Annotated in this window: 6 protein-coding genes; 5 read left to right on the forward strand and 1 reads right to left on the reverse strand. The window is 68.8% G+C overall.

Annotation, left to right across the window (positions count from 1 at the left end):
- The 5 genes from ABZS66_RS59240 to ABZS66_RS59260 all read left to right on the forward strand — a co-directional run.
- On the forward strand, window positions 1–1,499 hold a 1,499-nt coding region (locus ABZS66_RS59240; RefSeq protein WP_354773420.1), incomplete at its 5' end, for an AAA family ATPase.
- 439 nt (window positions 1,500–1,938) lie between these two features.
- Complete coding sequence (locus ABZS66_RS59245; protein WP_354773422.1) at window positions 1,939–2,280, forward strand: hypothetical protein; 342 nt, start codon at window positions 1,939–1,941, stop codon at window positions 2,278–2,280.
- Window positions 2,281–2,796: 516 nt separating this feature from the next.
- Window positions 2,797–3,771 (forward strand): hypothetical protein, encoded by a 975-nt coding sequence (locus tag ABZS66_RS59250; protein WP_354773424.1) that lies wholly within the window; start codon window positions 2,797–2,799, stop codon window positions 3,769–3,771.
- A 501-nt stretch (window positions 3,772–4,272) separates the two neighbouring features.
- A complete protein-coding gene (locus ABZS66_RS59255) occupies window positions 4,273–4,452 on the forward strand; it encodes a hypothetical protein (RefSeq protein ID WP_354773426.1) in 180 nt (59 codons plus the stop codon).
- A 1,323-nt stretch (window positions 4,453–5,775) separates the two neighbouring features.
- Window positions 5,776–6,132 (forward strand): Lsr2 family protein, encoded by a 357-nt coding sequence (locus tag ABZS66_RS59260; protein WP_354773428.1) that lies wholly within the window; start codon window positions 5,776–5,778, stop codon window positions 6,130–6,132.
- A 381-nt stretch (window positions 6,133–6,513) separates the two neighbouring features.
- Here ABZS66_RS59260 and ABZS66_RS59265 read toward each other — a convergent pair.
- Window positions 6,514–7,252 (reverse strand): hypothetical protein (locus ABZS66_RS59265; protein WP_354773430.1); only part of this gene is annotated, 739 nt, incomplete at its 5' end.

Genomic DNA, 7,252 nt, shown 5'->3' on the forward strand with positions numbered 1-7,252 from the left:
ACTGCTACCTGCCCCAAGCGAACCTCATCGCCGACGCGGCGAAGATCCTCGACGTTCCCGCCGCGCTCGTCGGTACCTGCCTGGACACCCTCGCCACCGACGAGGGCGTGGTCCGCGAGACGCTGCCCGGGCCGGACGGGCCGGTGACCGCGGTGTACCTGGTGCCGTTCCACCGGGCCGAGACCGCACTCGCCGGCTCCCTGAACCGGCTCCTGCACGAGCCGGCCGACCGGATGCCGCACTTCGCCGACGTCGACTGGCCCACAGCATTGACCTGGCTCCACGCCCGCACCGGTGCGACCCTGGCACCGGAGCAGGAACAGGCGGTACGGCTCGCGCTGACGTCGAAGGTTGCCGTGCTCACCGGCGGTCCCGGCTGCGGCAAAAGCTTCACCGTCCGCTCCATCGTCACCCTCGCCGCCGCCAAGAAAGCCAAGGTCACCCTGGCCGCGCCGACCGGCCGGGCGGCGAAACGCCTCGCCGAACTCACCGGGCACCCCGCCGCGACCGTGCACCGGCTCCTGCAACTCCGCCCGGGCGGCGACCCGTCCTTCGACCGGGACAACCCCCTCGACGTCGACCTCCTCGTCATCGACGAAGCATCCATGCTCGACCTGATCCTGGCCAACAAACTCATCAAGGCCGTCCCGCCCGGCGCCCACATCCTCCTCGTCGGCGACGTCGACCAACTGCCGTCCGTCGGCGCCGGCGAAGTCCTCCGCGACGTCCTCGCCGCCGACAACATTCCGCAGGTGCGGCTGACCCAGGTGTTCCGCCAGGCGGCCAAGTCCGGGGTGGTGGTCAACGCCCACCGCATCAACGCCGGGAAACCACCCCAACTGCAGGGCATGACCGACTTCTTTCTCTTCCCCTGCGACGACACCGACGCCGCAGCGGCGTTGACCGTCGACGTCGCCTGCACCCGCATCCCGGCCAAGTTCGGCCTCGACCCGCGCCGCGACATCCAGGTCCTCGCCCCGATGCACCGCGGCCCCGCCGGCGCCGGCACCCTCAACACCCTGCTGCAACAGCGGCTCACCCCAGGCCGGGACGGGCTGCCGGAACGACGCTCCGGCGGGCGGGTGTTCCGCATCGGCGACAAGGTCACCCAGATCCGCAACAACTACGACAAAGGCCAAGCCGGAGTGTTCAACGGCACCCTCGGCGTCATCACCGCCCTATCCACCGACGAGCAGACCCTCACGGTACGCACCGACGAGGACGAGTCCATCGACTACGACTTCGACGAACTCGACGAACTCGCCCACGCCTACGCCATGACCATCCACCGCTCCCAAGGCTCCGAATACCCCGCCGTCGTCATCCCGCTGACGACCAGCGCGTGGATGATGCTGCAACGCAACCTGCTCTACACCGCCGTCACCCGCGCCAAACAACTCGTCGTCCTCGTCGGCTCCCGCCGCGCGCTCGCCGCCGCCGTCCGCACCGTCGGCGCCGGCCGACGCCACACCGCCCTCACCCACCGCCTCACCACCTGACCAGCCAACATGATCGCCGGAGTTGAGGTCCTCGAGTGGTACCAAGGCTACGGGTTGAGCACCTCGGGTGCGCAACATCAAGAGGCGCCTGACCTGTGGAAACGTAGACCAACCGCTTCCCTTCGTTCGTCCTCTGTGGACCTGTTGTGTTCCGCTATTTCGGAAGGGCCCAGGCCGGTCCGCGCCGTGCTGGAACACGTCCGCAGATCTCGATCTTGGCTCGTGTCGCGCGGGCCGGGTCCGGCGCGCGCAGGGCTAGGCAGCTTCCGACCTCGGGCGGATTCGGTACTGCCTCGGCGTGTCGTTCGACGATTCCCGGCGTGTCCGACACGTGTTCGATTTCAGGTCGTGTCGGTGCTGTCGGCGCGGTCGCGGGTGTCCTACGGTGCGTGTCGTCGCTGGCCTGTCAGACGGCTGGCCTCTCGAACGGGGGTGGACCATGTCGGGGACGTCGTTGCCGGTGCCTGTGCCGCGCGATCGGCGGATGGTCGGGCACACGGTGAGTTTCAGGATCGGCGGTACCGCCGGCATGATGACCACGGGGTATACGGCCGATGGTGTGCTGCGACGGGTGGACCTGCGGGCTGGGGTACACGGATCGACGCTGGCCGGGCTGGCTGATGCACTTGCCACCGTGATCACGCTGGGCCTGCAGCACGGGGCACCGCCCGCCGCATACGCCGGCGTTCTGCGCCGCCTCGAACTTGATCCGCCCGCTGGCAACGCCGAAGCGCCGGGCCACCCGCTCGTCGAAGTCCTGGCCGTCGGCATGACCGACTGAATATGAACGCTCCACCGGTCGCTGCGCGTGTCGGCGCCACTTCATACTGCCGGGATCTGCTCGGCCCTTCGACCCGCGGGCCAAATTTGCCCCCGCAGGGCGGCGCGGCACGCGCTGGCGTACCGCAGCCGCCGGCTGCGTTCCGGCTGCCACCAGCCGCCCCCAGCGTCACTACGGACGGTCAACGCCACGATCGTTCGGTCGGCGTCGTCGTCGTCCCAACGGGTCGCCGAACAACGAGGCGCCACGCGACAACGTGCTGGCGCGGTCTGGGTTGGTTACGACAGCTCGATGAAGTGCCGTGCGGGAAGCGGGCCGCCCCGGAATTCGTGCTGAGGCGGCCGGCCCGCATCGCGTCACGAACCGGCGGGCCGTAGGCGGTGGCGTAGTACGGCACGGCGCTGACGACAACCGGCGGCTTCGCCGAACGGCTCACCGCCGAACTCGCCTCGTACCCGCCGACGCGCGAACTGCACCGACTGCAGGAACGTTGTTGACGGGTCGTACGGTCAAAAAATGGCCACCGGTCTTCCCCGCCCCGACCCCTCGCCTGATCAACCCCATGAATCGGTACGCCGCACGGCCCCTGAGCACGCCAGCGCAGCGGCGGACGCCCCGCTCACGCGTCGAAGCGGCGCAGACGATAGCCAGCCAACCGGTGGCGTCGAGTTCACACGACAGCGACCGGCCAGGCAGGTACGCAATTCCGCAGACTCGATTGCAGCACGACGGGCCAGCGGCGAGGTGTCGGGCAACCCGCCCGAACACCATGCAGGACGCCAACCGACCGCTCTCAACCTGCCGCAGGAGCCAGACCATCCGACTGAGAACGTGGTGGACGCTGTGCAACCACCCCGCCCCGTACGGCGGTTCTTCGAAGACCTCGGCGCGTCCTCGGTTCAGGCGGTCGTCTGGCACACCACCGCGATCGCTGCCGAGGCACTTGCCCCAGGTATGGGCTACCGCGCCGTGCAGTTCACACGCTTCTCTGCCGGAGTGATGGACGCGCTGGCCGACTTGAATTCGGGCCGCGGCTTCACCGTCCCCGTCCCACTTGTTCAGCTCCCGCTGTCGGGGCTACACCCCGACTACACGTTGAACATTCGGTTCCGGCTGTTCGAAGAAGATCCGCCGCCGTTCCCGTTGTTCGGGCCGGAGGTGGGTTGGGACCTCGCCGACATCCCGTTGCCGGAGCCGCTGCAGGTCGACGGGGTCGAGCGGGACCAGACGCGCGTCGTCGCGGTCAGCGACGCGGCGACGGCCCCATCCACCGCCGGCGTCTACAACACGCAAGCGCTGGTTCGATTCGCCGCCGAACGCGCCGTGGCCACGGGTGTCATCGAGCATGTGAGTTGGGCACCGCTCGTGGTGGTGTATCTGCGGCCGTACATGCGAGCCGGGATGCTGGTTGTCCGGCCGCCGGCGGGACAAGCGTACGCACCGCTGTGGTTCCAGCCAGCAGCGTCAGACGATGACGACGACGTTCACTGATCGGCCCTCGGGCTGTTTGCCGGGTCTACCGCGGGATGTGGCGTACAACCAGCCGCCATGATCTGTCATCGGTGTATACCCAACGGTTGGGTCTCCGGTACGGGACGGTGGAGCGGCGTTCGCGGTTGGCGGGTGGCCGTCGGTTACGCTGACCCGACAAATCGGCAGTCATGGAGTGTGTTCGGGATGGCTTTGTCAGAGCTCGCCGCGGTTGAGGCGGCGTACCAGGTGCTGCACCCGCTGGACACCGCCGGCCGGCGGCGGGCATTGCAATGGTTGTCCGACGCGTTGAGTGCCGAAGGACCACTGCCAGAATCCGCACCCGCCACTGCCACAGCGGCGGAGCCGGCAGGCCAGGACCGTAGGCCGCAACGCCCACCCGCCACCAGGACGGCGTCGACCCGCGCCCCGCGACAACCCGCCGGCACCGAGACCACAACGACGCAGACCCCGGCGGGCCGTCCACGGCGGGCACGAGCGGCCAGACAAGCCGCCGCGCCGATGGAGAGCCGGGAGCGGGTGTACCGGCGGATGCCACCGGCCGATGAGGTCATGGCCGCCTATGCGCAGGTCGGCAGCATCAGTGGACTCGCCGATCACTTCAACGTGCCCCAGTACACCGTCCAGGGCTGGGCCCGGCAACTCCGCAAGCAGGGCCACGCCATCGGCCGAGCCACCTAAACCACGTCAGCAGAACCACGTCAACGGACCCATCTGCAGGAGCAGGTGGGCCTCCGACACTCATAGATACGTTGAGCGTTGGCAAGATCGAGGCAGGCTTTGAATAGTCCAGGCGGACCACGACGGGCACGACCGTGGCGTCCTGACTCAGGCAACGACACTTCCCGGCCAAGTACCGAACTCGGCGGCAAGGCGCGAAGCAGTAGGGCCAGCCCTGCATTTCGCCGTTCGGAAGACGTGCTTGAGCCGCTGCGGCTGGCTTCAGAAGGCGCCGGCAAGCTCATGAACGCCGACGCCTGGCACGACGGCAGGCAAGGCGGCTCGAACCTGCCGTCGTGTCAGGGCTTCCCGCAACAGTTACAGGATTCACGCGCCGCCTCGGTGACGTCGGACTCTGCAACCCCAACGAAGAGCGAGCGCACTCTCCGTCCCGTCCTGATCCTGGTGTGTCGAGCTCTGGACGTACGTCGAGCTCTGGACGTACCTCGCCCGCGACGAGCGACAACCTCCGTTCCTGGCATCTCCCGCTGCTGCCGGTGCCGCACCGATCGCCGCGGGCCAGCCCGGTACCGCATCGAACTCGACAGCAACCACGACGGGGTCGCCTGCGACAAGCGCGACAAGAGGAGGTAGTCCACGGTGCTATTCAGCGCTGCAAAGTCCATGCGCCGGCACCGGATGCGGGTCAACGTCCGCGGCCAGGTCACGTTCCGCACTGCCGACCCGTACAGCCGCAGCGTCCAACCGTCGACAACGCACCATCACCCAACAACCGAAGATCGATCGTCGTAGCGAACCTGACCGCGAGGTGCAGGGCCGTCGCAGTCCTGCCGCCCGGCGCGGCACTCGAGCTGTTCCGGGATCTTGGGGCGATCAACGACCCCGGGCCGGCTGGAGTCGATCGAGCCCGCCCGGCTCGCCGACCGCTTGGACGACTGGTGGGCGCGGGTCTGGTACACCCTGGTGGGTTTCCGAGGCGCGCCGGGCACGCCAGGCCGCTGCGAGGCGTCGCCCTTGTCGGGACAGTCGGGAGCCGCTGTGCCCGCCGCACGTGCCGGGCGTGCGGAAGCCAGAGCAATCGCTGTGAAGGACCCTGATGGCCCGAGAACTCGGCCGTCCCGATCAGGCCAGTCTGCGGGTTGCGATTCCTTCCCGGGATGGCGATCATGTATCTCACATTCATCATGTTTGGACCCGAACGATACGGCGGATGAGAACTGGGCCGCGGCCCGTCTGTTCGCTACTGGACGACGGGCAGGCGGATGTGGTCGTGGATTTGGTCATGCTGCAACCCGGGAGAGGGGCCAGACTGTGGCGAGGCGTGTGATCCAGCAGGTCATCGACGACATCGACGGCGGGCCGGCGGACGAGAGCCTGGCGTTCGGGGTGGACGGTGTGCTGTACACGATCGATCTCAGCGCGGGCAACGCCCAACAGTTGCGCGACGCACTGGCCCCATTCGTCGCCGCAGCGACCAAGATCGGCCGAAGAGTCCCCACAGCAGCAGGCGGTGGCCGCATCTCCGCACGGAGAATGGTGATTGCCGGGCCGGTGCGCCGCGACCGCGCCCACAATCAGGCGATCCGCGAGTGGGCGCAGCAGCAAGGGATCGAGGTCTCCGATCGGGGCCGGCTCCCGCAGGACTTGATCGATCGCTACCGCACCGCCCAACGCGAGTAGCGTCGCCCGCACTGCCTCCGCTACGAGTCCTGCTGCGTTACGTGGTTGAGGCCGGATCCGACGTACCTTCCAACGCTCGGACCGGACTGCACCCGCGCGAGCGGGCCCGAACACCTAAGCTAAGTCGGCGGCTCCGAAATCGGATGACGTCGCTACTCCCGCGGCGTGCTGCACCATAAGCCCACCACCGGCCTACTTATGGTGTGAGCCTGGGCCGCACTCACCTGCGGCCGGACTGCAGTGGCCGCCGCGCACCTGGGCCGCAGCACGGATCCCGCGCGCTGTCTGTGATGGCCATTGCCGCCCGGACGAGCCCGGCGGTACGGATGTGCGTGGCGCCGGACCGCTGGCGGTATTCCTCGGCGGGCGTGGAGGTGGGGATCAGATCCACCGGCGTTCGTCGCTATCTCCCAGCGACTGAACCAGGCCTGGCTCAGCGGAATCCGAGATTCGATGATCGTATGGCGGGTACATTTTGTCGAAGAGTTTCAGCCGGTCGCTGAACGCCCGCATGACCCGGTGCCGGGCCGCGTCGGACCGTGACGCGGACTCCCGCAGCTTCCGGGCCCGCCGCAGCAGCCGCACGTCGTCCGGGCTCCTCTTGGTGGCCAGCTCCAGCTTGTCGACGAGGTACGACGGCAGGAACCGGCTCAGGTCGATGCTGGCGATCGGGCCGGGGACACCGAGCAGCGGCAGGGTGAACGGCAGCACGCGGTTCACGGCCCAGACCGCGGTCCACAGCAGGCGGCTGCGGGCCAGGCGCAGCTGCCGGTCGATGGCGATGCTGCCCTGGCCGGCGTAGACCTGGTCCAGCCGGTCGGGCAGCAGCCCGACGAACGGGACCTCGACGTTGACCGGGTCCGCCGCGTGTACGCGGTAGGTCTGGTCGCCGCCGCGCCGGGTCGAGCCGGCCCCGCCGACGACGGACACCGGGATGACCCGCATGCCCTGCTCGCCGTAGGCGAAGCCGGCCCGGTACGTGCGGCGGCGGCCGATCGCCCGGACGGCCGGGTACCCGTTCAGCTCCGTCATGAGCCTGGCCCGGCTCCACACCCCGCCCCGCGGGTGCGCCTGGCCCTCCAGCTCGTCCCACTTGGTGACGACGATCTGCGCCGGGCAC

It is taken from the genome of Dactylosporangium sp. NPDC005572, assembly GCF_040605515.1.
In the GTDB taxonomy this organism is placed as follows: Bacteria; Actinomycetota; Actinomycetes; order Mycobacteriales; family Micromonosporaceae; genus Dactylosporangium.

What these genes read in the sequence shown, in the direction of transcription:
- ABZS66_RS59245 (WP_354773422.1), top strand. Translation starts at nt 1,939, where the DNA reads ATGTCGGGGACGTCGTTGCCGGTGCCTGTGCCGCGCGATCGGCGGATG.
- ABZS66_RS59250 (WP_354773424.1), top strand. Translation starts at nt 2,797, where the DNA reads ATGGCCACCGGTCTTCCCCGCCCCGACCCCTCGCCTGATCAACCCCAT.
- ABZS66_RS59255 (WP_354773426.1), top strand. Translation starts at nt 4,273, where the DNA reads ATGGAGAGCCGGGAGCGGGTGTACCGGCGGATGCCACCGGCCGATGAG.